Below are 25,675 nucleotides of genomic sequence, written 5' to 3'. Positions count from 1 at the left end.
CGCAACAACTTTCGTGCCCACAGGCCCGTGCTCGCCGAGTGCAGGAGGAGAAATGACGATCGCTGACCGGTTGCCCAAAGACGACACAGATGTGCGTATTCGGCGGCTACGCCACGGTGACGCAGAGGCTTTCGCCGCGGGCACCAAGGATGCCGGGGTGCAACGGTACGGGCACCTACCCCTTCCCGAATACTCGCCGGAGATCGTTCGTGAGCAGATCGACGGTGTCATCGCGCACGGGCTGGATGACGGATCGCTCGCGGTGCTGGCCATCGCGGACGCAGAGTCAGACCAATTCTTGGGCAGCATCGTGCTGTTCGACTTCCGCGACGATCACGCAGAGGTGGGGTTCTGGCTGTGCCCGGAGGCGCGCGGGCGCGGCGTGGCACAGAAAGCCCTGCGCCTGATCGCCGGCGTCGCCGCAGATGCCGGGCTGACCCATCTGAGGGCCCGCACCGCTCCCGAGAACAACGGGTCGATCCGAGTGCTGGAGGGCGTCGGATTCGTCCAGACCGACGGGCCTCGTGAGGAACGCACGCCGTCGGGGGAGTTGACGACGGTTTTGGCGTTCGAGCGTTCGGTGGTCGAATTCCTGGACGAGGCGAAACCCCTGCGAGATACGTCTACTCGATGAGCACCGAGATCTCGTCACCCAACTCGTAGCCGGCGGTCAGCGGCAACTCGTCGCCGCTCCAGAAGGAACCTGGATCGAACCAGTTGTAGTGCTTCTCGGTGGTCAGCAGGCCCATCTCCTCGTAGGTGATGGCCACGGTCTCGGCGCAGTAGGCGGTCTCCAACCCGACCTGTCGGCTCACCGCCTTCTTGCGCTCGGCGGATTCGCGAACCTTCTTGTGCACAAAGGGAATTCCGCGGGTGAAATCGCTGACGACGGGTATCCGCCCGCGCAGCCAGCGCCCGGTCAGCCGCGCTGTGGTGGGGAAGGCGGTGCCGTTCATCCTGGCGATCACCTTGAGAAGTTTGTCCTCCTGCTCGCGTGTCGCGAACGGGGTGAGCTGACGCAACCAGCAGCGCTGCCCGTAGCTGTGGGACCAGCGTTCGACCACCTGGCGGGCGTCGTTGAGTTGGACCCCGCGGTGGTTGGTGCCGGTCCACATGTCGAGCAGCTTGTCGCCGAGCTCGGCGTGCCAGATCAGCGGTGGCAGGTCGTCGATCGCCACGGTCATCCCGACGTGGTTGACGGGGCTGTTGGTCAGGGTCTGGATCGCCCGGTCCGGCCCGGAACCGCCGCGAAACAGCCAGATGTCACCGGTGCGGGTCTCCTCCAGCGCCTTGGTCAAAGCCACCGTATTCGCTTTCACAAGCGAAGCTTAGGCACACTTGGAGCATGCGGAGCATCTGGAAGTGGGTCGGGCTGGCCGGTGTCGCCGGGGTCGTCGCAGGCGGCGTCATGGTTGCGCGCGATCAGCGCCGCCGCAACGCCTACACCCCGCAGGACATCCGGGAGCGGTTGCACCAGCGCTTGGCCGAGGCGGAAAACGCCGAGCGGGCGCCGTAACCGACGGACTTCAGGAAGTGCTTATCTGTTGGCTGGCAAGTGATTTGGTGGCGTTCACCGGCCGACGAACTCCACGACCACCTCGGTGAACGCGTCGTTGTCGTCACCGGCGGCGGTGTGTCCCGCGTCGGACAACTCGACGAACTCGGCGGCAGGCACCTTCTGCAGGAAGTCCTGAACGCCTTCGGGGCTCACCACATCGGACAGCTTGCCGCGGATCAGCAGGATCGGGATGGTCAGGTTCATCGCGGCCTGTTCCAGCTTCTCCACCCGCATGAACGGATCGTCCTCGGGTTTGGTGAGGAAGGCCGGGTCCCAATGCCAGTACCAGCGTCCGTCGCGCAGCCGCAGATTCTTCTTCAGCCCCTCGGGGCTGCGGGGTTTGGTGCGGTGCGGCAGATACCCGGCGACGGCCTCGGCCGCCTGCTCCAGCGAATCGAAGCCGTCCACGTTGGTGAACATGAATTCGCGGATGCGTGCGCTGCCGCTCTTCTCGAACCGCGGCACCACATCGACCAGCACCAGCTTGGTGACCAGTTCCGGACCGGCCTCGTGGGAGGCCAGGATGCTGGTCAGCCCGCCCATGCTGGCGCCGATCAGTACGACCGGGCGGCCGATCTGGTACAGCACGTGCTGCACGTCGGCGGACAACGCCTCCACCGAGTAGTTTGCGCTGGGGGATCGGTCGCTGTCGCCGTGGCCCCGGGCGTCGAGCGCGATCACGTGCCAGCCGCGGTCGGCCAGGATCTGGCCGGTGTTCTTCCAGGAGAACCGGTTCTGACCACCGCCGTGCAACAGCACGATCGTGGGATTGTCGGCAGCAGACGGGGCGTCCCGGTTCCACTCGTCACCGACGAGATTCAGGTCGTCGACGCCCCGGAACGTGACGGTGCGCGGTGCGCTGTGCTCGGTTTTCCCGCTGCTCACGGACACTCCTCTCGGCAGCCCCCGGGAAGTCACGTTACCCAGAGGGGTTTTCGCCGCATCTGCGACCCGCTGCGGCGCGGGATTTCTAGAATCGGCAACCGTGCGGATCGAGGTGGATGACGGCGACGCCGCGGAACGCGACGCCATCATCGAGGCTGCCTTCGATTGCCTGTCCGAGCCGCACACCGGGGCGGTGCCGGTGGCCGCGGTGCTGGCCAGGGCGGGTTTGTCGACCCGCGCGTTCTACCGGCACTTCGAATCCAAGGACGCGCTGTTCCTGGCGATGATGAGAGGCGAGGGTGACTCGCTGGCCCGCCGGCTCGACCAGATCGCCGCCCGGTACGACGGCCCTCCCGCCGATCAGCTGCGGGTGTGGCTCGGCCAGATCTTCGGCCTGCTGAAGGACGAGCGGTTGAACATGCACATGACGGTCCTGGACTCCGACGAGGTCCGCGCGGCCAAGGGCTATCGCGCGGCCCGTGAGCAGTGGCATGCCGACCGTGAGCGGTCGTTGGCGGCGATCCTGCGCCGCGGGCTGGAGGACGGCTCGTTTCCCCAGGCCAAGCCCGAACAGGACGCGGTCGCCATCGGCGCGATGGTCAGCCATTCGATGTCGCGACTGTGTTCCGACGGTGAGTGCGAGATCGCGCAGGCCGAGGTCGTGGACTTTGCGCTGCGCGCGGTCGGGGCGCCCACCCGATGACGGTGTGACCGGTGCCACGTACGTTGGACCGCACGTGTGCCCATTCCACGCGACACGCAGTGCCACCGAGGAGCAGATGTATGGCTGACGACAGCGCCGACGCCGAGCCGGTCGAGCCGACCGGGACCGAGGAGTCGAGCCAGTCCGCCCCAGAGCCGAAGGTTCCGGAAACCACTGTTGACGACGATTCGGCCGGCGCCGGATCAGCGGCGGACGAGACCGGGGAAACAGACGAGGCTCCGCCGAAGCGGCGACGGTTCCTGACCGCCGGCCTCGTCGGTGGCGTGCTCGTCATCGCGCTCGTGGCACTCACCGGTTGGCTGGGTTATCGGTTCTATGAGGTTCAGACCGAACAGCAACGACGCGACATGTTCGTCGACACCGCGCGCCAGGGGGCGCTGAACCTGACGAGCATCAACTGGGAGCACGCCGAGGACGACGTCCAGCGCGTGCTGGACAGCTCCACCGGCCGGTTCTACGACGATTTCCAGAAGCGGTCAACGTCGTTCCTCGAGGTGGTCAAGCAGATCAAATCGAAGTCCGAGGGCACCGTCACCGCATCGGGGCTGAAGTCCTACTCGGGCGATCAGGCGGACGTTCTGGTCTCGGTCACGGTCCGGTCCACCAACGCAGGCGTGCCCGAGCAGAAGCCGCAGGTGTGGCGGATGGTGTTGACAGTGCAGGACATTGAGGGCGAGGCGAAGGTTTCCAACGTGGAGTTCATCCAATGAGCGGCCGGCACACGATGCCACCGGCCGGGCGGCGGAAGGCCGCCGCGGATTCGGACGCGAGCACCGAACCTACAGTTCCCGACGAGACGACGCCGGACGAGCCGACTCCCGCAGAACCGACCCCCGAACAGTCCGGCTCGCAGGACGCCACGCCCGAAGAGCCGGCCGCCGACGAACCGGCCGAGGAGCCGGCTACGGATACCGAGGCGCCGGNGTACGAGACCGAAACCGTTGCCGAGCAGCTCAATGCGGTCCGGGAGCGGTTGACCGGTAACTTCCTCGGCAGCTACACCGCGATGATCAACGACATCATCCCGGCGGCACAGGCGCAGCAGATCGCGGCCGTCGCCGAGGTGCCGGAGATCGCTGTGGTGAGCGCGGAACCCACCAGCACCGAGTTGGTGCTGTACGTCAACCAGGCCGTCCAGGTCGGAGGTCAGATGCCGGAGAAGACGCCGTCGGTGGCACGGGCCACCATGGTCAAAGAGGGTGACCGCTGGCTGATGTCCGAGTACGAGCCGGTGCCGCTGTGACCGAGCCACGCTGGATCGATGTCGCCACCCCGGCGGTGCAGCTGCGGGCGTTGGTGTGGGGTCCCGAGGACGGCCCGGTTGCGTTGTGCCTGCACGGCTTTCCGGACACGGCCTACGGTTGGCGCAAGGTGGCGCCGGCGCTGGCCGAGGCCGGCTGGAAAGTGGTGGCGCCTTTCCTGCGCGGCTACGTGCCGTCGTCGATTCCCTCGGACGGCAGCTATCACATCGGCGCGTTGATGGATGACGCGTTGTGCGTGCTGCGGGCGGCCGGGCCGACCGGTGACGACATCCTCATCGGGCACGACTGGGGAGCCATCGCGGCGGCGGGCCTGGCCGCGATGCCGGACAACGCGTTCGCCAAGACGGTGATCATGTCCGTGCCGCCGCCTGCGTCGTTCCAGCCGTTGGGCCGGGTGCCCGAGACCGGCAGGCTCATGGCCAAGCTGCCGCGCCAGATGCTGCGCAGCTGGTACATGATGTACTTCCAATTGCCTTGGGTGCCGGACCGTTCCGCGTCCTGGGTGGTGCCCCGGCTGTGGAAGCTGTGGTCACCGGGATACAACGCCGCCGAGGACGTCCGCCACGTCGACGCCGCCATCGGCGCCCGCGACCGGTGGCGCGCCGCGCTCGGGTACTACCGGGCCACTATCCGGCTCAGCAAGCCGCCACCGCAGTACGCCGAGCTGCACCAGCATTGGTTGTCGGCGCCGGTGGTGCCGACGCTGTACCTGCACGGCACCGACGACGGCTGCGCGACACCGGATTACGCCCATTGGGTGCAGAAGGTGCTGCCACCGGACAGCGCGGTGCACATCGTCGAGCGTGCCGGCCACTTCCTGCAGCTCGAGCAGCCGGATGTGGTCGCGAAGCACATCGTCGATTTCATCGGTAGCCCCGGGAGGAGCTGACCGGTGCGCCGGCTGGCCGCAATCGACGCCCAGAACTGGTGGATGTCGGCCAAACTTCCCAACGATCAGTTCCTGCTGTACGGATTCGACGGCGTGGCCGATGACGTCGATGCCGCCATCGCCGAGATCGGCGACCGGGCGCGACGCTGCCCGGACCTGGTCGTACACGTGCGCGACGACTGCCGGCTGACCTATCCGGCCTGGGCGCCGCGGGAGGTCGGTGACGACCAGTTCGCCCGGTATGACGGCGAACTCGGCTGGATCGAGTGCCTCGACGCCGTTGCCGGACTGGCCGATCACCAGCTCGACGCCACCGTCACGCCGTGGCGCCTGCACGTGTACACCCGGGTCCGGGGCATTCCCGGTGCCGAACCCGGTCCTGGCACCGTTGCGGTACTCCAGATCTCGCACGCGCTCGCCGATGGCACCAGGGCCTCGGCTTTGGCCGCCTGGCTGTTCGGCCGGCCGCAGCAGGTCGTTGCGGTGCCGTCGCAGCGGGTTGCCCCCGCGCGGTTGCCCTGGCGGGCGGTGCGGGCCGCCCGCACCCACCGGGAATTGGTGCGTGACACCGAATCCGGGGCGGTGCCGGCACCGGCGCCGTCGCGCCCGGTGCTGCACAGCAATTCGGCGCCGACCGGGCGACGCTGGATCCGCACCGTCGTCCGGCCTCGTGCCCGGATTCCCGGCCCGACCGTGACCATCGGGGTGCTGGCGGCCATCTCGTCCGCGTTGGCCGCGCATCTGCGCGAATTCGGCGACGATACCGCCGAGCTCGGCGCCGAGGTGCCGATGGCCAAGCCAGGCGAGCGGCTCGCCCACAACCATTTCGCCAACGTCGGCGTCGGCCTGTATCCCGACCTGTCCGGTGCCGAACGTGTCACGCGCATCGCCGTCGACTTCGCCGACCGCCGCCGCCGGGCGGCGCATCCGGGGATGGCCGCGGCCAGCCGCGCGTATGCGGCGACCCCCGCACCGTTGTTGCGTTGGGGGGTGGCGCAATTCGACCCTACCGTGCGGGCGCCCTCGGTGACCGGAAACACGGTGGTGTCCAGCGTCAACCGGGGAGCGGCCGATCTGCGATTCGGCACTGCCGGGGTGGTGGTGACCGCCGGATACCCGTCGCTGTCGCTGATGATGGGGCTGACCCACGGTGTGCACGGCATCGGCGAGACCGTGGCCGTCAGCGTGCACGCCGCGGAGTCCGCGGTCGGAGACGTCGACGCCTACCTGGCCCGCCTCACCGCGGAACTGGACGGCTAGCTAGCCGCGTCGCAGCATGGCGATCCCGACGTCCAGCGCGGACTCGAGATAGCTCAGGTCGCCCGATGCCAGCATGACGCTGACGCCGCCCTGAATCCCGGCCAGCAGCGCGGCCCCCACCTGGTCGGCGTCCAGATCGGCGGCCATCTTCCCCTGCGACTGCATGTGCCGGATTCCGGCGGCGATCTCGTCATGCCATTGGCGCAACAGGGCTTTGGTGACCGCCTGGGCTCCGGGGGTGGTGCGACCGATCTCGGACATCAGCAGGCTGAGCGGGCAGCTCTGGCCTTGGCGGCGGTACCGGTCCACGACGGCGTCGCGCCAGCGCTGCCAGGCCGCCCATGAGGTCAGCTCGCCCAGGTAGGGCTGCTGGTCCTCCAGCACCATCTGCGCCTCGCGTTCGGCGACCGCGAGCAGCAGTTGGTCCTTGCCGTCGGGGAAGTAGTGGAACAGCTGGCTCTTGGAGGTCTGGGTGTGGGCGCGGATGTCGTCGAGCGTGGTGGCGGCCACGCCGTTGGTGCGGATCACCGCCGCGGCGCCCTCGATGATCCGGCGCCGGGTGGCCTCGCCTTTCGCGGTCAGTTTCTGGACTTGCAGGTCCATTTTCAGCGGCCTATACCTGGACTCATGAGTCCAAACACTACGCGCCTGCACGGCCGCACAGCACTTGTCACTGGTTCCACCGGCGGCCTCGGCGTCGCCATCGCCAAGGCCCTGGCATCCCAGGGCGCCCTCGTCGTCGTCAGCGGCCGCAACAAGGAGCGCGGCGATGCCGTCGTCGCCGAGATCCGGGCTGCCGGAGGGCAGGCCGAGTTCGTCGCCGCCGATCTGGGCGCAGGCGGTGCCGAGGTGGACCGGCTCGCACAGCAGGCCGTTGCCGCCGCCGGCGGGCAGATCGACATCCTGGTCAACAACGCCGCCGTCTGGAGGATGCCGCAGCCCACGGAGGAGATCTCCGAAGAAGCGCTGCTGGAGTCCTATCAGGCCAACGTCGTGGCACCGTTTCTGCTGACCGGTGCGCTGGCGCCCGCGATGGTCGAGCGGGGAAGCGGGGCCGTCATCAACGTCGGATCGATCAACGGGCTGATCGGCGGCGACCGGTCGGCGCTGTACTCGTCGACCAAGGCGGCCCTGCACTCGCTCACCAAGTCATGGGCGGTCGAATACGGCCCGCGCGGTGTGCGAGTGAACGCGGTGGCGCCCGGCCCGATCGCCACCGAACGGGTCGCCGACATCGCCGACGAGGTGGCCCCGATGCTGGCCCGGCTCCCATCCCGGCGGATGAGCACCCCCGAAGAGGTCGCGGCGGCCGTGGCCTTCCTGGCCGGTGACGACGCCGGCAACATCCACGGCGTGATCCTCAGTGTGGACGGGGGCTGGGCGGCGGCTTAACAGATGTCCTACATTCTGTTGCATGGCTTCCACTGCTTACGACGCTGCGATCCTGCTCCTGCGCGTGGTGCTCGGCCTGACCATGGCCGCGCACGGCTACAACAAGTTCTTCGGGGGCGGCCGGATCCCGGGCACCGCGGGTTGGTTCGACAGCATCGGCATGAAGCCGGGCCTGTTTCATGCCCGGGTCGCGGCCAGCACCGAGATCGCCGCCGGTCTCGGCCTGGCCCTCGGCCTGCTCACCCCGGTGCCCGCCGCGGGCTTCGTGGCGCTGATGCTGGTGGCGGCCTGGACCGTGCACCGAGCGAACGGCTTCTTCATCGTCAAGGAGGGCTGGGAGTACAACCTGATCCTGGCGGTCGCCGCGGTGGCGATCGCCGGGACGGGGGCCGGGCGCTACAGCCTCGATCACCTGCTGTTCTCCAACTGCGGCTTCTACGATCTGCTGCACGGCTGGTACGGCCTGGCGATCGCGGTCGGCCTCGGCTTGCTCGGTGGCATCGNGCCCGCCGCGGGCTTCGTGGCGCTGATGCTGGTGGCGGCCTGGACCGTGCACCGAGCGAACGGCTTCTTCATCGTCAAGGAGGGCTGGGAGTACAACCTGATCCTGGCGGTCGCCGCGGTGGCGATCGCCGGGACGGGGGCCGGGCGCTACAGCCTCGATCACCTGCTGTTCTCCAACTGCGGCTTCTACGATCTGCTGCACGGCTGGTACGGCCTGGCGATCGCGGTCGGCCTCGGCTTGCTCGGTGGCATCGGCCAGCTGGCGATCTTCTACCGCCCACCGGTCAAGACCAACTAACGCGCCGACACGACGGCTTCTGCTGAACTTCGGGCGTTTTCGCGCCAAAACCCGTAGTTTCGCGGGCTTTGGGAGCGGACCCGGCAGAACGACTACCACCAGACTAGAACACGTTCTAATCTGACCGACATGGGTTTTCTCAAACAGGAATCGCCCCAGATCGACTTCGAGGAGTGGAGCAAGGGCACGCGCGCCGAGAAGATCCGGCCGATGGCGCGGCACTGGGCCGAGGTCGGCTTCGGGACGCCGGTGGCGCTGCACCTGTTCTACGTCGTCAAGATCGCGGCCTACATCCTCGGTGCCTGGTTGATCGCGCTGACGACCACCGGAGTCGACGGTTTCACGAACGTTGCCGCCTGGTACGCCGAGCCCATCGTCTACCAGAAGGTCGTGTTCTACACGATGCTGTTCGAGGTCGTCGGCCTTGGTTGCGGCTTCGGCCCGCTCAACAACCGGTTCTTCCCGCCCATGGGCTCGATCCTGTACTGGTTGCGGCCCAAGACGATTCGGCTGCCACCCTGGCCGAACCGGGTCCCGCTGACCAAAGGGGACAGCCGCTCCGTCGTCGACATCGTGCTCTATGGGGCGCTGCTGGTGATGCTGGTGGTGGCACTGGCCTCGCAGGGCACCGGCCCCATCCCTGAACTCGGCAGCCAGATCGGCGTGCTCCCGGTGTGGCAGACCGCCGCTATCGTCGGCCTGCTGGCGGTCGCCGGCCTGCGGGACAAGGTGATCTTCCTGGCCGCCCGCGGTGAGGTGTACGGCTCGCTGGCGGTGTGCTTCCTGTTCAGTGGTGCCGATATCGTCATCGCGGCCAAGCTGGTGTGCCTGGTGATCTGGCTGGGCGCGGCGGCGTCCAAGCTGAACAAGCACTTCCCGTTCGTCATCTCGACGATGATGAGCAACAATCCGGTGTTCCGCCCCCGCTGGATCAAACGCAAGTTCTTCGAGAACTTCCCCGATGACCTCCGCCCGGGCCGGCCGTCACGGTTCCTGGCGCATTTCTCCACCGCCATCGAGGGTTTGGTGCCCCTGGTGCTGTTCTTCTCCCACGGCGGCTGGGCGACGGCGATCGCCGCGTTTGTGATGCTGGTGTTCCACTTCGGCATCCTGAGCTCGATACCGATGGGCGTGCCGCTGGAGTGGAACGTCTTCATGATGTTCTCGGTACTGGCACTGTTCGTGGGCCACGCCGAGGTGGGTCTGAGTGATCTGTCCAGCCCGTGGCCGATCGTGTTGTTCGCCGTCGTCGCGGGCACGGTGGTGCTCGGAAACTTGTTCCCCCGCAAGATCTCCTTCCTGCCCGGCATGCGCTATTACGCGGGCAACTGGGATACCTCGCTGTGGTGCGTCAAACCCTCGGCCGCGGAGAAGATCGAGAAGAACATCGTCGCGATCGCCAGCATGCCCGCCGCTCAGATGGAGCGGTACTACGGCAGCCCGGAGACCGCGCAGATGTACCTCTATATGGGATATGCCTTCCGGGGCTTCAACTCCCACGGCCGTGCGCTGTTCACGCTGGCGCACCGGGCGATGGCGGGCCAGAACGAGGACGATTATGTGCTGACCGACGGTGAGCGGATCGTGTCGACGGCGATCGGCTGGAACTTCGGCGACGGGCACATGAGCAACGAGCAACTCGTCGCCGCCCTGCAGAGGCGGTGCCATTTCGAGCCGGGGGAGGTGCGCATCGTCATGCTCGACGCTCAGCCGATCCAGCATCAGACCCAGCAGTACCGGCTCGTCGACGCGGCCACCGGTGAGTTCGAGCGGGGCTACGTCAAGGTCGCCGACATGGTGACGCGCCAACCGTGGGACGACGAGCTGCCGGTGTATTCCGATCGAGATGACCGCGCCACCTGAGCCGGTCGCGGTATGGATCGACGAGGCCGGACAGCTGATGAGCGACCTCGGCAGTGTCGACACGCGGTGTCACGCCACCGTCCGGTCCGGCCACTGCCCCGAGCGGCCACAGTGTGTCGTGCTGTACCGGCCGCCGGGGCCTCGGTTGCTGTTCGGTGAGTTGATGTCCGAGCTCGACGACGAAGCCGGCGTCTACCTTGAGACGCACGCCAAACAGATTGGGGTAGACCTCATCTCGATCACCGTGGACCATGTCGGCCCGGACGGCCCAGCCGGCAGCTGGCGCTACCGGCTGCTGCCGATGCGATGGAAGACCGCCGACGGTTGGCGGGCGACGAATGCGCGGCTGGCGGTATGGCCGGACTAGCTGTGGTGCTCGAAACTGCGGACGGATCGTCGAACCTGCGCACAGATCGCGAAATCGCCGCGAAACGCGATCTGGGCGCAGACTCGATGGGCGGCCCGCAGACTCGGTGGGCTCGATGAGCAGCCAGGGCTCAGCGCATGACGTCGCGCACCTTGACGCTCTCGATGTCCTGCAGCATCAGGATGCGTGCGGTGTCGAGATGCTTGCGCCAATGCGCCTCGGCGGCGTCGCCATCGCCGGAGCGGACGAGCTGAATCAGCTTGCGGTAGGACCGCATCAGCTTGTCGAAGTCGGTCTTGGACACCGGCCTGCGCTCCTTGAACAGGAATGCATGGTGGCGCACGGTGATCTCGTGCAGCATGCCGGCGATGATGCCGAGCGTGGCGTTGCCTGACAGCTCGACCACCCGGCGGTGGAAGTCGCCGGTGGTCTCGGCCAGCCGGTCGGACCGATGGTCGGTCGGGATGTGCTCGTCGAGCATGCGTTCCAGCTCGGCGAACGCGGCCTCGTCGCCCTTCTCGGCCAGCAGGCGGGCGGCCATCGGCTCGATGGCGGCTCGGCCCACCAGGAGGTCGGCGATGTCGGCGCCGGACAGTTCCAGCAGCAGCCCGGCCGGGCGCGCGACGATCTCGGGGCCGGGCACTCGCACCCGGGCCCCGGTGCGGGAGCCGCGCCGCACCTCGACCAGGCGCTCGGACTCCAGCACTCGCACGGCCTCGCGCAGCGTCGGCCTGCTGACCCCGAAATGCTCCATGAGCTCGGCTTCGTTTGGCAGGAAGTCGCCCTCTTTGAGCTGGCCGTCGACGACCATGCGCCGCAGCGTGCCCGCGACGAGCTCCGCGGTCTTCGGGGAACGGACGGGTGCCTGCGGTGCGATCGCGTCAGGGCCGATCATCGGCGCCAGTGGTGTGGTTCGAGCCACCAGACACTCCCAGGAGGACAAGGTCGGCGCTGGCCGGTCGGCCAGCTGTACAACTCAGTAAACCATCTGTTCAGCGTGGAAACGGAACATCGCCGTCTACCAACCAGTAGGTTGACCTAGTAAACCTACTGAGTTATTTTCACCTCGAGCGCCCCATCGGGTCCAACTGGGGTAGCGCCACCCACTCTTCAAAGGAGAAGTCATGGCTGAAGCCGTCATCGTCGAGGCTGTCCGGTCACCCGTCGGGAAGCGCAACGGCGCCCTCTCGGGCGTGCACCCGTCGGAGCTGTCGGCCCAGGTGCTCAACGGTCTGGTGGAGCGCGCCGGAATCGACCCCGCCCTCGTCGACGACGTCATCTGGGGCTGCGTCATGCAGGCCGGTGAGCAGGCGCTCGACATCGCCCGCACCGCCGTGCTGACCGCAGGCTGGCCCGAGACGGTGCCCGGTGTGACCGTCGACCGCCAGTGCGGGTCCAGCCAGCAGTCGCTGCACTTCGCCGTGGCCGGTGTGGTCGCCGGTCACTACGACGTCGTGGTCGCCGGTGGCGTCGAGTCGATGTCGCGCACCCCGATGGGCTCGTCGCTGGCCAGCGGTGGCCACCCGTACCCCGAGGCGTTCCGGGAGCGCTACGACCACAAGACCCCCAACCAGGGTGTGGGCGCCGAGACGATCGCCGAGCAGTGGGGCTTCTCGCGCACCCAGCTCGACGAGTTCTCCCTGCGTTCGCACGAGAAGGCCGCGGCCGCACAGGATTCGGGTGCATTCAAGGACCAGATCGTGGGCATCAAGGATCAAGACGGCAACGCAGTGTTGGAAGACGGTGGCATCCGCCGCGGCGGCACGGTCGAGTCGATGGCCGCCATCAAGCCGGCCTTCAAGGAGGACGGCGTGATCCACGCCGGTAACTCCAGCCAGATCTCCGACGGCTCGGCCGCGCTGCTGATCATGTCGGCAGACAAGGCAAAAGACCTGGGGCTCAAGCCGATTGCCAAGGTGCACACCGCCGTGCTGGCCGGTGCCGACCCGGTCATCATGCTGACCGCGCCGATCCCGGCCACCCAGAAGGCGCTGGCCAAGTCCGGCCTGAGTGTCGACCAGATCGGGGTTTTCGAGGTCAACGAGGCGTTCGCCCCGGTTCCGATGGCCTGGCTCAAGGACATCGGCGCCGACGAAGAGCGGCTCAACCCCAACGGCGGCGCCATCGCGCTGGGCCACCCGCTCGGCGGCTCCGGTGCCCGTATCCTGACCACGCTGCTGTACCACATGCGCGACAACAACATTCAGTACGGCCTGCAGACCATGTGCGAGGGTGGCGGCCAGGCCAACGCGACCATCCTGGAGCTCCTGTGACCGACACCGACACCCAGCCCGGCGCCCTCGTGGAGAAGCGCGGCAACGTCCTGCTCATCACGATCAACCGGCCCGAGGCACGCAACGCGATCAACGGCTCGGTGAGCCTCGCCGTCGGCGACGCGCTGGAGCAGGCTCAGCACGATCCCGAGATCCGGGCCGTCGTGATCACCGGATCGGGCGACAAGTCGTTCTGCGCCGGTGCCGACCTCAAGGCGATCTCCCGGGGTGAGAACCTCTTTCACCCCGAGCATCCGGAATACGGGTTCGCCGGCTACGTCAGCCATTTCATCGACAAGCCGACCATCGCGGCGGTCAACGGCACCGCGCTGGGCGGCGGCACGGAGCTGGCGCTGGCCAGCGACCTCATCGTCGCCGAGGAGAATGCGAAGTTCGGTCTGCCCGAGGTGAAGCGCGGCCTGATCGCCGGCGCAGGCGGTGTGTTCCGCATCGCCGAACAGCTGCCGCGCAAGGTGGCCAACGAGCTGCTGTTCACCGGTGAACCGATGTCGGCGGCCGACGCACTCAAGTGGGGTCTGATCAACCAGGTGGTGCCCGACGGCACCGTCGTGGACGCGGCGCTCAAGCTGGCCGAACGGATCACGGGCAACGCCCCGCTGGCCGTGCAGGCGTCCAAGCGCGTCGCCTACGGCGTCGACGAGGGCGTCGTCACCGGCGACAAGGACGGCTGGAAGCGCACCAACCGCGAATTCAGCACCCTGCTGCAGACCGAGGACGCCAAGGAAGGGCCGCTGGCCTTCGCCCAGAAGCGTGAGCCTGTCTGGAAGGCAAGGTAAGTCATGAAGCGACAGATCTATACCGCCGAACACGAGGCGTTCCGCGAGACGGTCAAGGAGTACATCGAGCGTGAGCTCGTGCCCAACGCCGAGAAGTGGGAGACCGAGCGCATCGTCGACCGGTCGGCGTACACCGCTGCCGGCAAGTACGGCCTCATCGGGTTCAACATGCCCGAGGAGTTCGGTGGCGGCGGCACGGATGATTTCCGGTTCAACGCCATCATCGACGAGGAGATTGCCAAGGCCGGCGTGCACGGCCCGGCGCTGAGCCTGCACAACGACGTCGTCGGCCCGTACTTCAAGGAGCTGGCCAACGACGAGCAGAAGCAGCGCTGGATGCCCGGCATCGCCAGCGGCGAATTGATCATCGCGATCGCGATGACCGAGCCGGGCGCGGGCAGCGACCTGGCCGGCATCCGCACCTCGGCGGTGCGCGACGGCGACGACTGGATCATCAACGGGTCCAAGACCTTCATCTCGTCGGGCATCAACTGCGACCTGTGTGTCGTGGTGGCCCGCACCGATCCCGACGCCGGCCACAAGGGCTTCACGCTCTTCGTGGTGGAGCGGGGCATGGAGGGCTTCACCCGCGGCCGCAAGCTCGACAAGATGGGCCTGCACTCACAGGACACCTCCGAGCTGCACTTCGAGAACGTGCGGGTGCCCAATGCCAACCTCCTGGGCAAGGAGGGGCGCGGCTTCTATCACCTGATGACCAACCTGCCCTCGGAGCGGCTCGGGATCGCCATCTCGGCGCTCTACGGTGCGCGTGCGGTCTTCCAGGAGACGCTGCAATACGCCAAGGACCGCAAGGCCTTCGGCCAGCCGATCGGCAGCTTCCAGCACAACCGGTTCCTGCTCGCCGAGATGGAGACCGAGCTGGAGGTCACCGAGAACTACCTCGACCGCTGCCTGCAGGGTGTGGTCGACGGTGAGCTGACCGCGGTCGAGGCGGCCAAGGCCAAGTGGTGGGCCACCGAGGTCGCCAAGAAGGTCGTCGACCAGTGCGTGCAGCTGCACGGCGGCTACGGCTACATGATGGAGTACCGCGTGGCGCGGGCTTACGTGGACGGACGGATCCAGACGATCTTCGGTGGCACCACCGAGATCATGAAGGAGATCATCGGCCGCGAGCTCGGCGTGTAGTACTTTCGGCGAGCAGTCCCCCGCAAGCGGGAGGGGCCCCCAGCGAAACTGCCCATTTCCACGCCGAAATGGGCAGTTTTGCGTCTGCTGGAGGGGTTATCCACAGGGCTCGAAGGCAAATAGTGGCGTCCGGCGAATGGCCCGCAAACAATCACCGGCATGACGCTCGACGAAGTGTTCGCGCTCAACCACGGCGTCGCGACCACGCAGCAACTACTTGCGGCGATGACGTACCGGACACTTGCGCGGCGGGTCCGCGACGGTGAGATCGTCCGAGTTTGGCACGGTGTGTATTCGTTGGGCCCGCCGGACACCATTGGCCGGCTCCGCGCACTCGACCTGCTGTCGGAGACCCCGATCGTGGGCTGCATGGGCACCGCCGCTCAGCTCTACGGCTTCGACACCGAGAACACGGTTCGGACTCACATTCTCGATCCCGGGGCCCGCATGAGGCCGTCACCAGACCTCATGGTGCATCAACGAATTGGCGCTCCGCTCAAGAAGATCGACGGTCGATTGCTGACGGCGCCGGCTTGGACAGCCATCGAGCTGGCCCGGTCGTTGCGGCGACCGCGCGCGTTGGCCACTCTCGATGCCGCGCTGCGCAGCGGCACTTGGACTCCGGTCGAACTCCAGTGCGCGCTCCGGGAACAGCACGGCCGGCGCGGCGTGGTGAAGGTTCGCGAACTGCTGCCCCGCGCTGACGCCAGGTCCGAGTCGCCGATGGAATCTGAGATGAGGTTGGTCTTTATGGACTGGGGCCTGCCCACCCCAGAACTGCAGTACGAAATCGTCGACCGACACGGGCAATTGTGGCGAGTGGATTTTGCCTGGCCTGCGTGCCGGGTGGCGGCCGAATACGACAGTATGGATTGGCACGCGAATCCTGTTGCAGTCAAACATGACCGGATGAAATCGGCTCGATTGCAGGAGATCGGCTGGGTCAGTGTGCCGGCCGTTGTTGATGATGTCCGGCGGTATCCCGCTGAACTGTGCTCTCGGATCAAGAGTCACCTCGAACGCGCCGCGTGACGGCCGCTGAGCAGACACAAAACTGCCCATTTCCGCGCGGAAATGGGCAGTTTTGTGTCTGCTCGCGGAGAAACTCAGCCGATCGGGGCGTCCGCGGCCGGGGTGGGCTCGGGGGCCTTGCTGGTGGTGGTCGTGGTACTGGTGCCCGAGACCGTCGGCACCAGGGCGTCCGGCGGGGTGTTCGGATCCAGCACGGTGTCGATCAGGTAGATGCGGGCGTTCTGGGCCTGGATCGGGCCGCAGACGAGCTTGGCGACGTCGTTGACCTTGATGTCGCCGCCCTTGCCGGTCACCTTGACCTCGGCGCCCTGCTGGGTGGGGCGCTGGCCCTTCACGTCATCGGGGCCGAGCAGGCCGAGGAAGGCGTGGTAGTAGTCCAGGCTGGTCAGCGCGGCGGCGTCGGCCTTGAGCGCGTCGAGCTTGCCCGGCTCCATGGCGGCGAAGGCGTCATTGGTCGGCGCGAAGATCACGTACGGGCCGTTGTCGAGCACCGGCACGATGTTGACCTCCGGGTTCAACCCACCGGAGATCGCGGCGTTGAACGTGCTGATGTCGGGGATGCTGGCCAGCACCTTGCCCGCGGGCAGCTCCGCGAGGTTCTTCCACTCGGGCATGGCCTTCTTGAAGTTGTCGCAACCCGAGCCGTGTGGGTCGGGGATCTCCACCACCGGGGCCGCGGTCGTCGTCGGCGTCGGGTCTGCGTACGCGGTGACCGCCAACGGCAGCGACGCCGTGAGTGCGGCGACGGCTGCAGCGAAGCCCAGTGTCGTGGTGCGAGTCTTCATCGTTGGGTTTTCCTCCCGCTCATGCCTAGCCATTTGTCGTCGGCTGCCGGTGGCGCGTTACGCGGTTGTCCGCGTGACCCATGGCGAGCGACCGCGAGCACCACCGACTCGGCGTTCCCCGCGGCGCCGCATCGGATGGTAAGGGTTACGAAGCGGTTACGGCAAAGCCGACGTGTCTGCTCGTGCCGGTTCGGGCGCTGTGACCTGCGCTTTTCTGATGCTGAGGCAAAGTGCGGCGGCGACGAAACACAGCCCGGCGGCCAGCTGGAAGGCCACGTCGTAATTGCCGTTCAGATCACGCAACCACCCCGCGCCCGCGGCGGCGATCGCGGCGCCGACCTGGTGGGAGGCGAACACCCAGCCGAACACCACGGGCGAACGATCGCCGAAGTAATCCCGGCACAGCACGATGGTCGGCGGCACGGTGGCCACCCAGTCCAGGCCGTAGAAGATGACGAACACCCAGGTGCCCGGTTCGGCGCGCGGGGAGAGCAGGGACGGCAACAGCAGCAGGGATACGCCGCGGCCCACGTAATAGATGAGCAGCAGCAGCCGGGGGTCCACGCGGTCGGTGAGCCAGCCGGAGAACACCGTGCCCGCGACATCGAGGATGCCGATGGTGGCCAGCAGTCCCGCGGCGACGGTGGTGGGCATGCCGTGGTCGTTGGCGGCCGGGATGAAGTGCGTGCCGATCAGACCGTTGGTGGTCATCCCGCAGATCGCGAAACTGCCGGCCAACAGCCAGAACACCCGGGTCCGCGCGCCGATGCGCAGGCCGTCGAACGCGGTCTTGAAGCCGCCCGCGGTCGCCGGGGCAGCCGGGATGAGCTCGGTGGCCCCGTACGGGGCCAAACCCACGTCGGCGGGACGGTTGCGCATGAACAGCGCGACGAGCGGGACGACGGCCAGCGAGGCGGCCGCGACGATCACCGACGCCCAGCGCCAGCCGTGTTGGGTCGTGACGGCCGCGACCACCGGCAGGAACAGCAGTTGACCGGTGGCGCTGGCGGCGGTGAGCACACCGGTGACCAGTCCGCGGCGCTGCTCGAACCAGCGGGTGGCGACGGTGGCCACGAATCCCATCGAGATCGAGCCGGTGCCGATGCCGACCAGCACGCCCCACAGCAGCACCAGCTGCCAGCTGGCCGTCATCGCGATGCTGCACGCCGAGCCGGTCGCGATCAGCAGGAGCGACACGGTCAGCACCGGCCGGACCCCGAAGCGGTCCATGAGTGCCGCGGCGAACGGCGCGGTGAGCCCGTACAACATCATGTTGACCGACATCGCCAGCCCGACCGTGCCGTGCGACCAGCCGAACTCGTGATGCAGCGGATTCATCATCACGCCCGGGATCGACCGGAATCCGGCCGCGCCCAGGATCGCCACGAAGCTCACCGCGGCGACCACCCAGGCCCAGTGGAGGTTTCGAGTCACCCGACCACTGTTGCCGAGGACGGGAGGGCGGACCAGTGGCATGAACGACATCAATCATCAAAAACGTGCCACACTGGCGTCGTGCACCGCGTGGCCGTCCTGCTGCTGGCTCCGGTGGTCGGCTTCGACGCCACCATCGCGCCGCTGCTGTTCTCCAACGCCACCGACGCCGCGGGCGATCCCCTCTACGACGTCGTGACGTGTGGGCTCGCCATCGACCCGGTGCCGTCGACGAACGGGTTCGCGATGGTGCCCGCCGCCGGGCCCGAGGCGCTGGATACGGCCGACACCGTGGTGATCCCGGGGACCAGGTACGCGCCGGCGCGGGCCGACGGCGTGCTGGGCGCTGACGTGACGGCNACATCCTGTTCGTCGACGACGGTGACGTGTTGACCTCGGCGGGGTTGGCGGCCGGAATCGACTTGTGCCTGCACATCATTCGCTCCGACCACGGTGCCCAGGTCGCCAACGCGGTGGCCCGCTACTGCGTGGTGCCGCCGTGGCGGGAAGGCGGCCAGGCGCAGTTCATCGACCACGGATTCGCCGTCACCGACCACGCCTCGACCGCTGCCACCCGCGACTGGGCGCTGCGGCACCTCGACGAGGAGCTCACCGTGACCCGGCTGGCCGCCCACGCCCACATGAGCGCCCGGACGTTCAACCGTCGTTTCCGGGAGGAGACCGGGCAGGCTCCCGGTGCCTGGATCCGCAGCCGAAGGCTCGACCTGGCCCGCCAACTCCTGGAATCGGGGGATCTGTCGGTCGACGAGGTGGCCCGCCGTTCGGGTCTGGGCACGGCCGGCAATCTGCGCCACCATCTGCGGCGCGGGCTCGGCATGTCCCCGTCGAGCTACCGCAAGGTCTACCAGGGCGCGTGAGGTGGCCGGTCGGCCCCTTACGATGACCGGCATGCCTGAGCCGCTGATCGTGTCCGTCGCCGGTCATACCCCGCAGATCGATGCCGACGCCTGGGTTGCGCCCAATGCCAGTGTGATCGGCCAGGTTTCGCTGGCCGCCGGGGCCAGCGTCTGGTACGGCGCCACGCTGCGCGCCGAGGTCGAGCCCATCGAGGTCGGGGAGGGCAGCAACATCCAGGACGGGGTGACCGTCCACGTCGACCCCGGATTCCCGTGCCGCATCGCCACCGGTGTAACGGTGGGCCACAACGTGGTGCTGCACGGCTGCACCGTCGAGCAGGACAGCCTGGTCGGGATGGGCGCGGTGGTGCTCAACGGAGCCGTAATCGGCGCCGGCTCGCTGGTTGCCGCCGGTGCGGTGGTTCCGCAGGGCATGGTGGTGCCGCCGCGCTCACTGGTGGCCGGTGTGCCCGCCAAGGTGCGCCGCGAACTCAGCGACGACGAGGTCGGTCACAACCAGCTCAACGCGGCGGCCTACACACATCTCACCGGGCTGCACCGAGAGGCGGAGTGATCCGCACCAGCTAGCGCAAGGGGTGCGCCAGCTCGTCGCGCGGCATTCGGGCCGCGGTGACCGCCACCATGGCCAGCGCGGCAGGCAGCAGACCGGCCACCAGGAAGATGGACTCCATCGAGATCACCTTCGACAGCGGGCCGACGATCGCGAACGACAGCGGCATGAAGGCCAGCGATACGAAGAAGTCCAGGCTCGACACCCGGCCCAGCATCTCCGTCGGCACCCGCCGCTGCAGCAGCGTTCCCCAGATGACCATCCCCGCACCGTCGGTCACGCCGACGCAGAACGTGGCCGCCGCCATCAGTGGGAACGACGACGTGCTGCCGACGATCACCAGCGGGACCGAGCCCAAGCCCCACATCAGCATCATCGTGGTCAGGTAGCGCCGCGGCATCCGGCGTGAGGACACCGTCAATGCACCAAGGGCACTGCCGAATCCGAAGAACGCCAGGATGAACCCATAGGCCCGGGCCCCGTCGGCGAACCGGTCCTGGGCGATGAACGGCAGCAGCACCTCGATCGGCCCGAGGACGACGAGCACGAACATGCTCGCGAACAGCAACGTCCACAGCAGCCACGGGGTGCGCACCATGAATGCGAAACCGTCACGCAGATCCCGCAATACGTGCGGCCGCTCGATGTTCTCCGGCCCGGCAACCGAATTCGTCGCGGGCCGGGTGGTCACCAGCAGAACCAGGCCGAGTGCGAACAACACGGCCACCACCACCGCGCCGATCGAGGGGAAGGTCGCCGCGATCACCATGCCCGCCACCGCCGGACCGACCGAACGCTGGAAGACCGGACGCACCACGCCCTCGACGCCGTTGGCCGCCAGCAGTTGTTCCGGCGGCAGGATGCGCGGCAGGATCGCGCTGTAGGCCGGGAAGAAGAACGCCGCCGCGATGCCGAGAAGTGCTGCGGCGACGGCCATGTGCCAGACCTTGAGCGCGTCGAGCAGGCCCAGCACCGCGACAGCCGAGACCGTCGCCAGATTGACCGCCTCGACCGCGATGATGATCGTGCGCTGGTTGATCCGGTCGGCGGCGATACCGCCGACGAGGACGAACGCCACCAGGCCGACACCGAGGCAGGTGGCCACCAGGGACAGCGAGGTGGGATCGTTGTCGATCGCGATGACCTGCAGTGCCATCACCACCGACCACATGCCCTCGGCGAAGATCGACAACGTCACCGCGGCGATGAGCAGCCGGTATTCGCGGATGCGGAAGGGGGCGAGCACACGCCAGCCGCCGGCCTCGCGGACCGGCTCCTCGATGCCGTGTTGCATGCTCACAACATTCGATGGTTGCCGACCGATGGTGGCTACGTCCAACGATTTTCGCCGCGCCGGGCGGCGAGCGATTACTGGTCGGTGAACTCCGGGCGGCGGTTCTGCTGAAAGGCCTTGGTGCCCTCCCGGAAGTCGTTGGACACCAGCAGTTGCAGCTGGCCCTTGCGCTCGCGGGCGAAGGCATTTTCAAGCTCGGTGAGAGTGGCCGCGTTGACGGCCTGCTTGGTCTCACGCAGTGCGACGGCCGGGCCTGAGCGCAGCTTGGCGATGACCTTGTCCACCGCGGCATCGAACTCATCGGGCGGGTACACGCCGCTGATCAGGCCCCAGTCGTAGGCCTCGGCCGCGGTCAACCGCTCGGCCAGCAGCGCCAGTCGCATGGCCCGGATCCGGCCGATGTTGGCGGCGACGAGGGCCGACGCGCCGCCGTCGGGCATCAGCCCGATCTTGGTGAAGGCCAGCAGGAAGAACGCGGATTCCGAGGCGAGCACGACATCGCAGGCCAGGGCGAGGGACACCCCGACGCCGGCTGCGGGGCCCTGCACGACGGCCACGACGGGTTTGGGCAGCGCCACGATGGAGGCGACGGCGCGGTTGGCGGCGTCGAGCACGCCCTCGGCGTCATGGCTGTCGGCGTTCTGGTCTTCCTCGCTGATCCCGGCGCCCGAGCTGAATCCGCGGCCAGCACCGCCGAGCCGCACGGCGCGCACCTCGGGGTCCGTGGCGGCCAGATCCATGGCGTCGGCGATCGCGACGAGCATGCCCTGGGTCAGGGAATTGAGGCTGTCGGGCCGGTTGAGCGTCACCGACAGCACACCGTTGTCAACGGCCACGGATACGTCTTTGACGTCGGGGTATGCGCGGGTCACGGTCATCTGTGCACCTTAAGTTTGGCGGGCTCGTGGCCCGGTCCGGGGCGGGGCCGGTTGTGGCCATACCGATCGAGAAGGTTATACAAGTAAGCTATGTCACCGGTCAACAGCGGCCAACACGCGAAGGGGCGATAGAGCATGGCAGGACCACTGCAAGGGTTGCGGGTTGTGGAGTTGGCCGGTATCGGCCCCGGGCCGCACGCGGCGATGATCCTCGGCGATCTGGGTGCCGATGTGGTGCGCGTCGAGCGGCCGGGCCGCGGCGGGGGAGTGCCCGCAGGCGACCGGGATTCGATGCTGCGCAACCGTCGCTCCGTGGCGGCCGATCTGAAGAGCGACGAGGGCCGCGAGCTGGTGCTCAAGCTGATCGGCAAGGCCGACGTGCTGATCGAGGGCTATCGCCCGGGAGTCACCGAACGCCTCGGCCTCGGCCCCGAGGACTGCGCGAAGATCAACGACCGGTTGATCTATGCCCGGATGACGGGCTGGGGCCAGGAGGGACCGCGGGCGCTGCAGGCCGGGCACGACATCAACTACATCTCGCTCAACGGCCTGCTGCACGCGGTCGGACGCAAGGGCGAGCGGCCCGTGCCGCCGCTGAACCTGGCGGGCGACTTCGGCGGCGGATCGATGTTCCTGCTCGTCGGCATCCTGTCGGCGCTGTTCGAGCGGCAGACCTCGGGCAAGGGTCAGGTGATCGACGCGGCCATGGTCGACGGCTCGTCGGTGCTGATGCAGATGATGTGGGGCTTCCGCGCCAACGGCATGTGGTCCGACGAGCGCGGCACCAACATGCTCGACACCGGCGCGCCCTACTACGACACCTATGAGACCGCTGACGGCAAGTACATGGCCATCGGCGCGATCGAGCCGCAGTTCTACGCCGAACTGCTCAAGGGTCTCGGCCTCGACGATGCGGACCTGCCGGCCCAGAACGACATGGCTCGCTGGCCCGAGCTGCGTGAGGCCTTCACCAAGGCGTTCGCCGCGCAGGACCGCGATCACTGGGCCAAGGTGTTCGCCGGCACCGATGCGTGTGCCACACCGGTGCTGTCCTTCGCCGAGGTGCTCACCGAACCGCACATCGCCGAGCGTGACACCTTCTTCGACGACGAGGGCAACCTGCAGCCGATGCCGGCGCCACGCTTCTCGCGCAGCGCCCTGTCCGTGCCGACCCCGCCGCGTGAGCGCGGCGCGGACACCGAAGCCGTTCTGCGGGACTGGGTTTAGTTCCACTGTTTGGTTCGACCAAAGGGGCCGGCGGGAAGCCGGCCGGAAAGGAATGCGGTACATGGAGATCAAGGACGCGGTAGCCGTCGTCACAGGTGGTGCCTCGGGTCTCGGCCTGGCCACCACCAAGCGACTGCTGGATGCGGGCGCTCAGGTGGTCGTCATCGACCTCAAGGGTGAAGAGGTCGTGGCCGAACTCGGTGACCGGGCCAAGTTCGTCGCCACCGATGTCACCGACGAGGCCGGCGTGACCGAGGCGCTCGACGTCGCGGAATCGCTTGGGCCGGTTCGCATCAACGTCAACTGCGCGGGTATCGGCAATGCGATCAAGACCCTGAGCCGCAACGGCGCGTTCCCGCTCGACGGGTTCCGCAAGGTGGTCGAGGTCAACCTGATCGGCACGTTCAACGTGATCCGACTGGCGGCCGAGCGCATCGCCAAGACCGAACCGCTGAAGAACGAGGAGCGCGGTGTCATCATCAACACCGCCTCGGTCGCGGCGTTCGACGGCCAGATCGGCCAGGCCGCCTACTCGGCGTCCAAGGGCGGTGTGGTCGGCATGACGTTGCCGATCGCACGTGACCTCTCGCGTGAGCTGATCCGGGTGTGCACCATCGCCCCCGGTCTGTTCAAGACCCCGCTGCTGGGCTCGCTGCCTGAGGAGGCGCAGAAGTCGCTGGGCCAGCAGGTGCCGCACCCGGCCCGGCTCGGCGATCCCGATGAGTACGGCGCCCTGGCTGTGCACATCATCGAGAACCCGATGCTCAACGGCGAGGTGATCCGCCTCGACGGCGCGATCCGCATGGCCCCCAGGTAAATAAGGACTGATATGGCATTGAAGACGAAGTTCACCGAGACGTTCGGGGTCGAGCACCCCATCGTGCAGGGTGGCATGCAGTGGGTCGGCCGTGCCGAACTCGTTGCGGCCGTGGCGAATGCGGGGGCGTTGGGGTTCATCACCGCGCTCACCCAGCCCACCCCGGCGGATCTGGCCAAGGAGATCGAGCGGTGTCGTGCACTCACCGACAAGCCGTTCGGGGTCAACCTGACCATCCTGCCGACGATCAACCCGCCGCCATACGACGAGTACCGCCAGGTGATCGTCGACTCCGGCATCAAGATCGTCGAGACCGCCGGCTCCAACCCAGCGCCGCACCTGCCGATGTTCCACGAGAACGGCATCAAGGTGCTGCACAAGTGCACCTCGGTGCGCCATGCCGTCAAGGCTCAGAGCCTGGGTGTGGACGGCATCAGCATCGACGGGTTCGAGTGCGCCGGGCATCCCGGTGAGGACGACATCCCGGGCCTGGTGCTGATCCCGGCCGCGGCGGCCAAGATCGAGATCCCGATGATCGCCTCGGGCGGTTTCGCCGACGCACGCGGTCTGGTGGCCGCGCTGGCGCTGGGTGCCGACGGCATCAACATGGGTTCGCGGTTCATGTGCACGGCGGAATCGGCGATCCATCAAAACGTCAAGGAAGCGATCGTGGCGGGCACGGAGCTCGACACCGAGCTGATCTTCCGGAGCCTGGGTAACACCGCCCGCGTCGCGAGCAACACGGTGTCGCGTGAGGTGGTGCAGATCCTCAAGGATGGCGGCCAGTTCGAGGACGTCAAGGATCTGGTGGCAGGCAAACGGGGCGTGAAGGTCTACGAAATCGGTGATCTCGACGCGGGCATCTGGTCGGTCGGAACCTCGATGGGCCTGATCAACGACATCCCCACCTGCGGTGAACTCGTCTCGCGGATGGTGTCGGAGGCCGAGGAGCTGATCAGTGGGCGCCTGGCGAACATGATCGGCGCGGGCGAAGCCGAGCCGGAGAAAGAAGCAGTCCTCGCCTGACGCGAGGACTGCAGGAGTGCCGGGGCAAACTCGCCGGCAAACTCAAGACGGAAAGCGCGCGCCGCGAGGCGCGCGCTTTTCTCATACTGCGGTGGGCAGCTCTTGGAAGTCGTCGAACTGCTCCGAGGTTTCCCCCTCGACCAGGACATCGCCGTGGTAGAGAGCTTCGAAGTCAACCTTGATGACATCGGCACTGGTGTCGTCGATCCACATGACACTGAGCGTATGGGTCACCATTAAGGAATCTTTGAGTCACGGTTCGGAAAATGGTGGCAATCCTACTTTTGGGTAGGTTTCTGGCGAGTAGCACTTCCGGCCGGTGCGTAGTGACTGCGCCGATTTCTACCGCACGGTCGCTGGAGAACGCGGGGCGGAAGCCCCGGTGTGGGAATCGACGAGAAGGCCCACGCTCGGCCTCAGGGGGCGGGCGCGGTGAAGTGGATCGGGTTGACGCCGTTGAGGGCGATCCAGGTGACCACGGCAGCGACGACGCCGAGCGCGATCAGGCCGGCCGCGGCGCGGGGGCACAGGCGCGA

Annotated in this window: 26 protein-coding genes and 2 pseudogenes; 19 read left to right on the top strand and 9 right to left on the bottom strand. The window is 67.5% G+C overall.

All coding sequences use genetic code 11. The annotated features are described in order from the left end of the window. Positions 1-52: 52 nt before the first annotated feature. Positions 53-634 carry a GNAT family N-acetyltransferase gene (locus BN4332_RS13465; protein ID WP_066898889.1) on the top strand — a complete coding sequence of 194 codons (582 nt, stop codon included), beginning with the start codon at positions 53-55 and terminating at the stop codon, positions 632-634. Here BN4332_RS13465 and BN4332_RS13460 read toward each other — a convergent pair. Further along, positions 624-1,304, bottom strand: a complete 681-nt coding sequence (locus BN4332_RS13460) for a guanylate cyclase (protein ID WP_096866895.1) — start codon at positions 1,302-1,304, stop codon at positions 624-626. The two genes, BN4332_RS13465 and BN4332_RS13460, sit on opposite strands and share 11 nt — an antisense overlap. A 41-nt stretch (positions 1,305-1,345) precedes the next feature. On the opposite strand from BN4332_RS13460, the gene BN4332_RS13455 reads away from it, so the two are divergent. After that, positions 1,346-1,516, top strand: coding sequence for a hypothetical protein (locus BN4332_RS13455; RefSeq protein WP_096866894.1), 171 nt, complete (start codon positions 1,346-1,348; stop codon positions 1,514-1,516). Positions 1,517-1,570: 54 nt separating this feature from the next. Here BN4332_RS13455 and BN4332_RS13450 read toward each other — a convergent pair whose 3' ends face one another. Further along, positions 1,571-2,443, bottom strand: coding sequence for an alpha/beta fold hydrolase (locus BN4332_RS13450; protein ID WP_066898944.1), 873 nt, complete (start codon positions 2,441-2,443; stop codon positions 1,571-1,573). Positions 2,444-2,543: 100 nt separating this feature from the next. On the opposite strand from BN4332_RS13450, the gene BN4332_RS13445 reads away from it, so the two are divergent. The 4 genes from BN4332_RS13445 to BN4332_RS13425 all read left to right on the top strand — a co-directional run bounded on the left by BN4332_RS13445 (position 2,544) and on the right by BN4332_RS13425 (position 6,578). Continuing rightward, positions 2,544-3,146 (top strand): TetR/AcrR family transcriptional regulator, encoded by a 603-nt coding sequence (locus BN4332_RS13445; protein WP_235654084.1) that lies wholly within the window; start codon positions 2,544-2,546, stop codon positions 3,144-3,146. Between the two features lie 80 nt (positions 3,147-3,226). Then, complete coding sequence (locus BN4332_RS13440; protein WP_066898887.1) at positions 3,227-3,877, top strand: Rv1363c family protein; 651 nt, start codon at positions 3,227-3,229, stop codon at positions 3,875-3,877. A gap of 529 nt (positions 3,878-4,406) precedes the next feature. Next, positions 4,407-5,318, top strand: a complete 912-nt coding sequence (locus BN4332_RS13430) for an alpha/beta fold hydrolase (protein WP_066898885.1) — start codon at positions 4,407-4,409, stop codon at positions 5,316-5,318. Positions 5,319-5,321: 3 nt separating this feature from the next. Further along, the gene (locus BN4332_RS13425) at positions 5,322-6,578 is read left to right on the top strand and encodes a WS/DGAT/MGAT family O-acyltransferase (protein WP_066898884.1); all 1,257 of its coding nucleotides are present in this window, start codon (positions 5,322-5,324) and stop codon (positions 6,576-6,578) included. Here the strand turns inward: BN4332_RS13425 and BN4332_RS13420 are convergent, their stop codons facing one another. Next, positions 6,579-7,181, bottom strand: coding sequence for a TetR/AcrR family transcriptional regulator (locus BN4332_RS13420; RefSeq protein ID WP_066898883.1), 603 nt, complete (start codon positions 7,179-7,181; stop codon positions 6,579-6,581). Positions 7,182-7,205: 24 nt separating this feature from the next. Here BN4332_RS13420 and BN4332_RS13415 point away from each other — a divergent pair, with 24 nt between their 5' ends. The 4 genes and pseudogenes from BN4332_RS13415 to BN4332_RS13400 all read left to right on the top strand — a co-directional run bounded on the left by BN4332_RS13415 (position 7,206) and on the right by BN4332_RS13400 (position 11,002). Then, positions 7,206-7,970 (top strand): SDR family NAD(P)-dependent oxidoreductase, encoded by a 765-nt coding sequence (locus BN4332_RS13415; RefSeq protein ID WP_066898882.1) that lies wholly within the window; start codon positions 7,206-7,208, stop codon positions 7,968-7,970. Positions 7,971-7,992: 22 nt separating this feature from the next. After that, positions 7,993-8,490 (top strand): annotated as a pseudogene (locus tag BN4332_RS33690) (DoxX family protein); the annotation flags it as partial. A 411-nt stretch (positions 8,491-8,901) separates the two neighbouring features. Further along, positions 8,902-10,635: a DUF3556 domain-containing protein gene (locus BN4332_RS13405; protein ID WP_066898881.1), complete on the top strand. Its 1,734-nt coding sequence runs from the start codon at positions 8,902-8,904 to the stop codon at positions 10,633-10,635. After that, positions 10,619-11,002, top strand: coding sequence for a hypothetical protein (locus BN4332_RS13400; protein WP_066898880.1), 384 nt, complete (start codon positions 10,619-10,621; stop codon positions 11,000-11,002). The genes BN4332_RS13405 and BN4332_RS13400 overlap by 17 nt, the downstream gene beginning before the upstream one ends. 130 nt (positions 11,003-11,132) lie before the next feature. On the opposite strand, the gene BN4332_RS13395 is transcribed toward BN4332_RS13400, so the two are convergent. Then, a complete protein-coding gene (locus BN4332_RS13395; RefSeq protein WP_066898879.1) occupies positions 11,133-11,924 on the bottom strand; it encodes a FadR/GntR family transcriptional regulator in 792 nt (263 codons plus the stop codon). Positions 11,925-12,126: 202 nt separating this feature from the next. Here BN4332_RS13395 and BN4332_RS13390 point away from each other — a divergent pair, with 202 nt between their 5' ends. The 4 genes from BN4332_RS13390 to BN4332_RS13375 all read left to right on the top strand — a co-directional run bounded on the left by BN4332_RS13390 (position 12,127) and on the right by BN4332_RS13375 (position 16,250). Continuing rightward, complete coding sequence (locus BN4332_RS13390) at positions 12,127-13,275, top strand: thiolase family protein (RefSeq protein ID WP_066898878.1); 1,149 nt, start codon at positions 12,127-12,129, stop codon at positions 13,273-13,275. Further along, positions 13,272-14,072, top strand: a complete 801-nt coding sequence (locus BN4332_RS13385; protein WP_066898877.1) for a crotonase/enoyl-CoA hydratase family protein — start codon at positions 13,272-13,274, stop codon at positions 14,070-14,072. The genes BN4332_RS13390 and BN4332_RS13385 overlap by 4 nt, the downstream gene beginning before the upstream one ends. 3 nt (positions 14,073-14,075) lie before the next feature. After that, positions 14,076-15,218 (top strand): acyl-CoA dehydrogenase family protein, encoded by a 1,143-nt coding sequence (locus BN4332_RS13380; protein ID WP_066898876.1) that lies wholly within the window; start codon positions 14,076-14,078, stop codon positions 15,216-15,218. A gap of 159 nt (positions 15,219-15,377) precedes the next feature. Further along, complete coding sequence (locus BN4332_RS13375; protein ID WP_066898875.1) at positions 15,378-16,250, top strand: type IV toxin-antitoxin system AbiEi family antitoxin domain-containing protein; 873 nt, start codon at positions 15,378-15,380, stop codon at positions 16,248-16,250. Positions 16,251-16,324: 74 nt separating this feature from the next. Here the strand turns inward: BN4332_RS13375 and BN4332_RS13370 are convergent, their stop codons facing one another. Both BN4332_RS13370 and BN4332_RS13365 read right to left on the bottom strand, forming a co-directional pair. Continuing rightward, positions 16,325-17,035, bottom strand: a complete 711-nt coding sequence (locus tag BN4332_RS13370) for a fasciclin domain-containing protein (protein WP_066898874.1) — start codon at positions 17,033-17,035, stop codon at positions 16,325-16,327. 156 nt (positions 17,036-17,191) lie between these two features. Beyond that, positions 17,192-18,511, bottom strand: a complete 1,320-nt coding sequence (locus BN4332_RS13365) for an MFS transporter (RefSeq protein WP_066898942.1) — start codon at positions 18,509-18,511, stop codon at positions 17,192-17,194. A gap of 39 nt (positions 18,512-18,550) precedes the next feature. Between BN4332_RS13365 and BN4332_RS13360 the strand changes: the two are divergent. Further along, positions 18,551-19,347, top strand: a pseudogene (locus BN4332_RS13360) (GlxA family transcriptional regulator). A 31-nt stretch (positions 19,348-19,378) separates the two neighbouring features. Further along, complete coding sequence (locus tag BN4332_RS13355; RefSeq protein WP_066898941.1) at positions 19,379-19,900, top strand: gamma carbonic anhydrase family protein; 522 nt, start codon at positions 19,379-19,381, stop codon at positions 19,898-19,900. 10 nt (positions 19,901-19,910) lie between these two features. Here the strand turns inward: BN4332_RS13355 and tet(V) are convergent, their stop codons facing one another. Beyond that, complete coding sequence (gene tet(V), locus BN4332_RS13350) at positions 19,911-21,191, bottom strand: tetracycline efflux MFS transporter Tet(V) (protein WP_074133058.1); 1,281 nt, start codon at positions 21,189-21,191, stop codon at positions 19,911-19,913. Positions 21,192-21,265: 74 nt separating this feature from the next. Further along, complete coding sequence (locus tag BN4332_RS13345) at positions 21,266-22,069, bottom strand: enoyl-CoA hydratase (protein WP_066898872.1); 804 nt, start codon at positions 22,067-22,069, stop codon at positions 21,266-21,268. A 135-nt stretch (positions 22,070-22,204) separates the two neighbouring features. On the opposite strand from BN4332_RS13345, the gene BN4332_RS13340 reads away from it, so the two are divergent. The 3 genes from BN4332_RS13340 (at position 22,205) to BN4332_RS13330 (ending at position 25,139) form a co-directional block, all read left to right on the top strand. After that, positions 22,205-23,296 (top strand): CaiB/BaiF CoA transferase family protein, encoded by a 1,092-nt coding sequence (locus BN4332_RS13340; RefSeq protein WP_066898871.1) that lies wholly within the window; start codon positions 22,205-22,207, stop codon positions 23,294-23,296. Between the two features lie 61 nt (positions 23,297-23,357). Next, positions 23,358-24,113 carry a 3-hydroxyacyl-CoA dehydrogenase gene (locus tag BN4332_RS13335; RefSeq protein WP_066898940.1) on the top strand — a complete coding sequence of 252 codons (756 nt, stop codon included), beginning with the start codon at positions 23,358-23,360 and terminating at the stop codon, positions 24,111-24,113. A 12-nt stretch (positions 24,114-24,125) separates the two neighbouring features. Continuing rightward, positions 24,126-25,139, top strand: coding sequence for an NAD(P)H-dependent flavin oxidoreductase (locus tag BN4332_RS13330; protein WP_066898870.1), 1,014 nt, complete (start codon positions 24,126-24,128; stop codon positions 25,137-25,139). Between the two features lie 81 nt (positions 25,140-25,220). Here BN4332_RS13330 and BN4332_RS34890 read toward each other — a convergent pair whose 3' ends face one another. After that, positions 25,221-25,352 (bottom strand): hypothetical protein, encoded by a 132-nt coding sequence (locus BN4332_RS34890; protein WP_003882239.1) that lies wholly within the window; start codon positions 25,350-25,352, stop codon positions 25,221-25,223. Positions 25,353-25,675: the final 323 nt, after the last annotated feature.

Origin of the sequence: Mycolicibacterium houstonense (assembly GCF_900078665.2) — a bacterium.
GTDB lineage: Bacteria > Actinomycetota > Actinomycetes > Mycobacteriales > Mycobacteriaceae > Mycobacterium > Mycobacterium houstonense.
Note: the sequence above shows the minus strand (reverse complement) of the source record. Positions and strands in the feature narration are given on the sequence as shown.

What these genes read in the sequence shown, in the direction of transcription:
- BN4332_RS13380 (WP_066898876.1), top strand. Translation starts at nt 14,076, where the DNA reads ATGAAGCGACAGATCTATACCGCCGAACACGAGGCGTTCCGCGAGACG.
- BN4332_RS34890 (WP_003882239.1), bottom strand. Translation starts at nt 25,352, where the DNA reads ATGTGGATCGACGACACCAGTGCCGATGTCATCAAGGTTGACTTCGAA.
- BN4332_RS13400 (WP_066898880.1), top strand. Translation starts at nt 10,619, where the DNA reads ATGACCGCGCCACCTGAGCCGGTCGCGGTATGGATCGACGAGGCCGGA.
- BN4332_RS13390 (WP_066898878.1), top strand. Translation starts at nt 12,127, where the DNA reads ATGGCTGAAGCCGTCATCGTCGAGGCTGTCCGGTCACCCGTCGGGAAG.
- BN4332_RS13440 (WP_066898887.1), top strand. Translation starts at nt 3,227, where the DNA reads ATGGCTGACGACAGCGCCGACGCCGAGCCGGTCGAGCCGACCGGGACC.
- BN4332_RS13330 (WP_066898870.1), top strand. Translation starts at nt 24,126, where the DNA reads ATGGCATTGAAGACGAAGTTCACCGAGACGTTCGGGGTCGAGCACCCC.
- BN4332_RS13370 (WP_066898874.1), bottom strand. Translation starts at nt 17,035, where the DNA reads ATGAAGACTCGCACCACGACACTGGGCTTCGCTGCAGCCGTCGCCGCA.
- BN4332_RS13465 (WP_066898889.1), top strand. Translation starts at nt 53, where the DNA reads ATGACGATCGCTGACCGGTTGCCCAAAGACGACACAGATGTGCGTATT.
- BN4332_RS13340 (WP_066898871.1), top strand. Translation starts at nt 22,205, where the DNA reads ATGGCAGGACCACTGCAAGGGTTGCGGGTTGTGGAGTTGGCCGGTATC.
- BN4332_RS13375 (WP_066898875.1), top strand. Translation starts at nt 15,378, where the DNA reads ATGACGCTCGACGAAGTGTTCGCGCTCAACCACGGCGTCGCGACCACG.
- BN4332_RS13345 (WP_066898872.1), bottom strand. Translation starts at nt 22,069, where the DNA reads ATGACCGTGACCCGCGCATACCCCGACGTCAAAGACGTATCCGTGGCC.
- BN4332_RS13365 (WP_066898942.1), bottom strand. Translation starts at nt 18,511, where the DNA reads ATGCCACTGGTCCGCCCTCCCGTCCTCGGCAACAGTGGTCGGGTGACT.
- BN4332_RS13355 (WP_066898941.1), top strand. Translation starts at nt 19,379, where the DNA reads ATGCCTGAGCCGCTGATCGTGTCCGTCGCCGGTCATACCCCGCAGATC.
- BN4332_RS13455 (WP_096866894.1), top strand. Translation starts at nt 1,346, where the DNA reads ATGCGGAGCATCTGGAAGTGGGTCGGGCTGGCCGGTGTCGCCGGGGTC.
- BN4332_RS13335 (WP_066898940.1), top strand. Translation starts at nt 23,358, where the DNA reads ATGGAGATCAAGGACGCGGTAGCCGTCGTCACAGGTGGTGCCTCGGGT.
- BN4332_RS13405 (WP_066898881.1), top strand. Translation starts at nt 8,902, where the DNA reads ATGGGTTTTCTCAAACAGGAATCGCCCCAGATCGACTTCGAGGAGTGG.
- BN4332_RS13415 (WP_066898882.1), top strand. Translation starts at nt 7,206, where the DNA reads ATGAGTCCAAACACTACGCGCCTGCACGGCCGCACAGCACTTGTCACT.
- BN4332_RS13420 (WP_066898883.1), bottom strand. Translation starts at nt 7,181, where the DNA reads ATGGACCTGCAAGTCCAGAAACTGACCGCGAAAGGCGAGGCCACCCGG.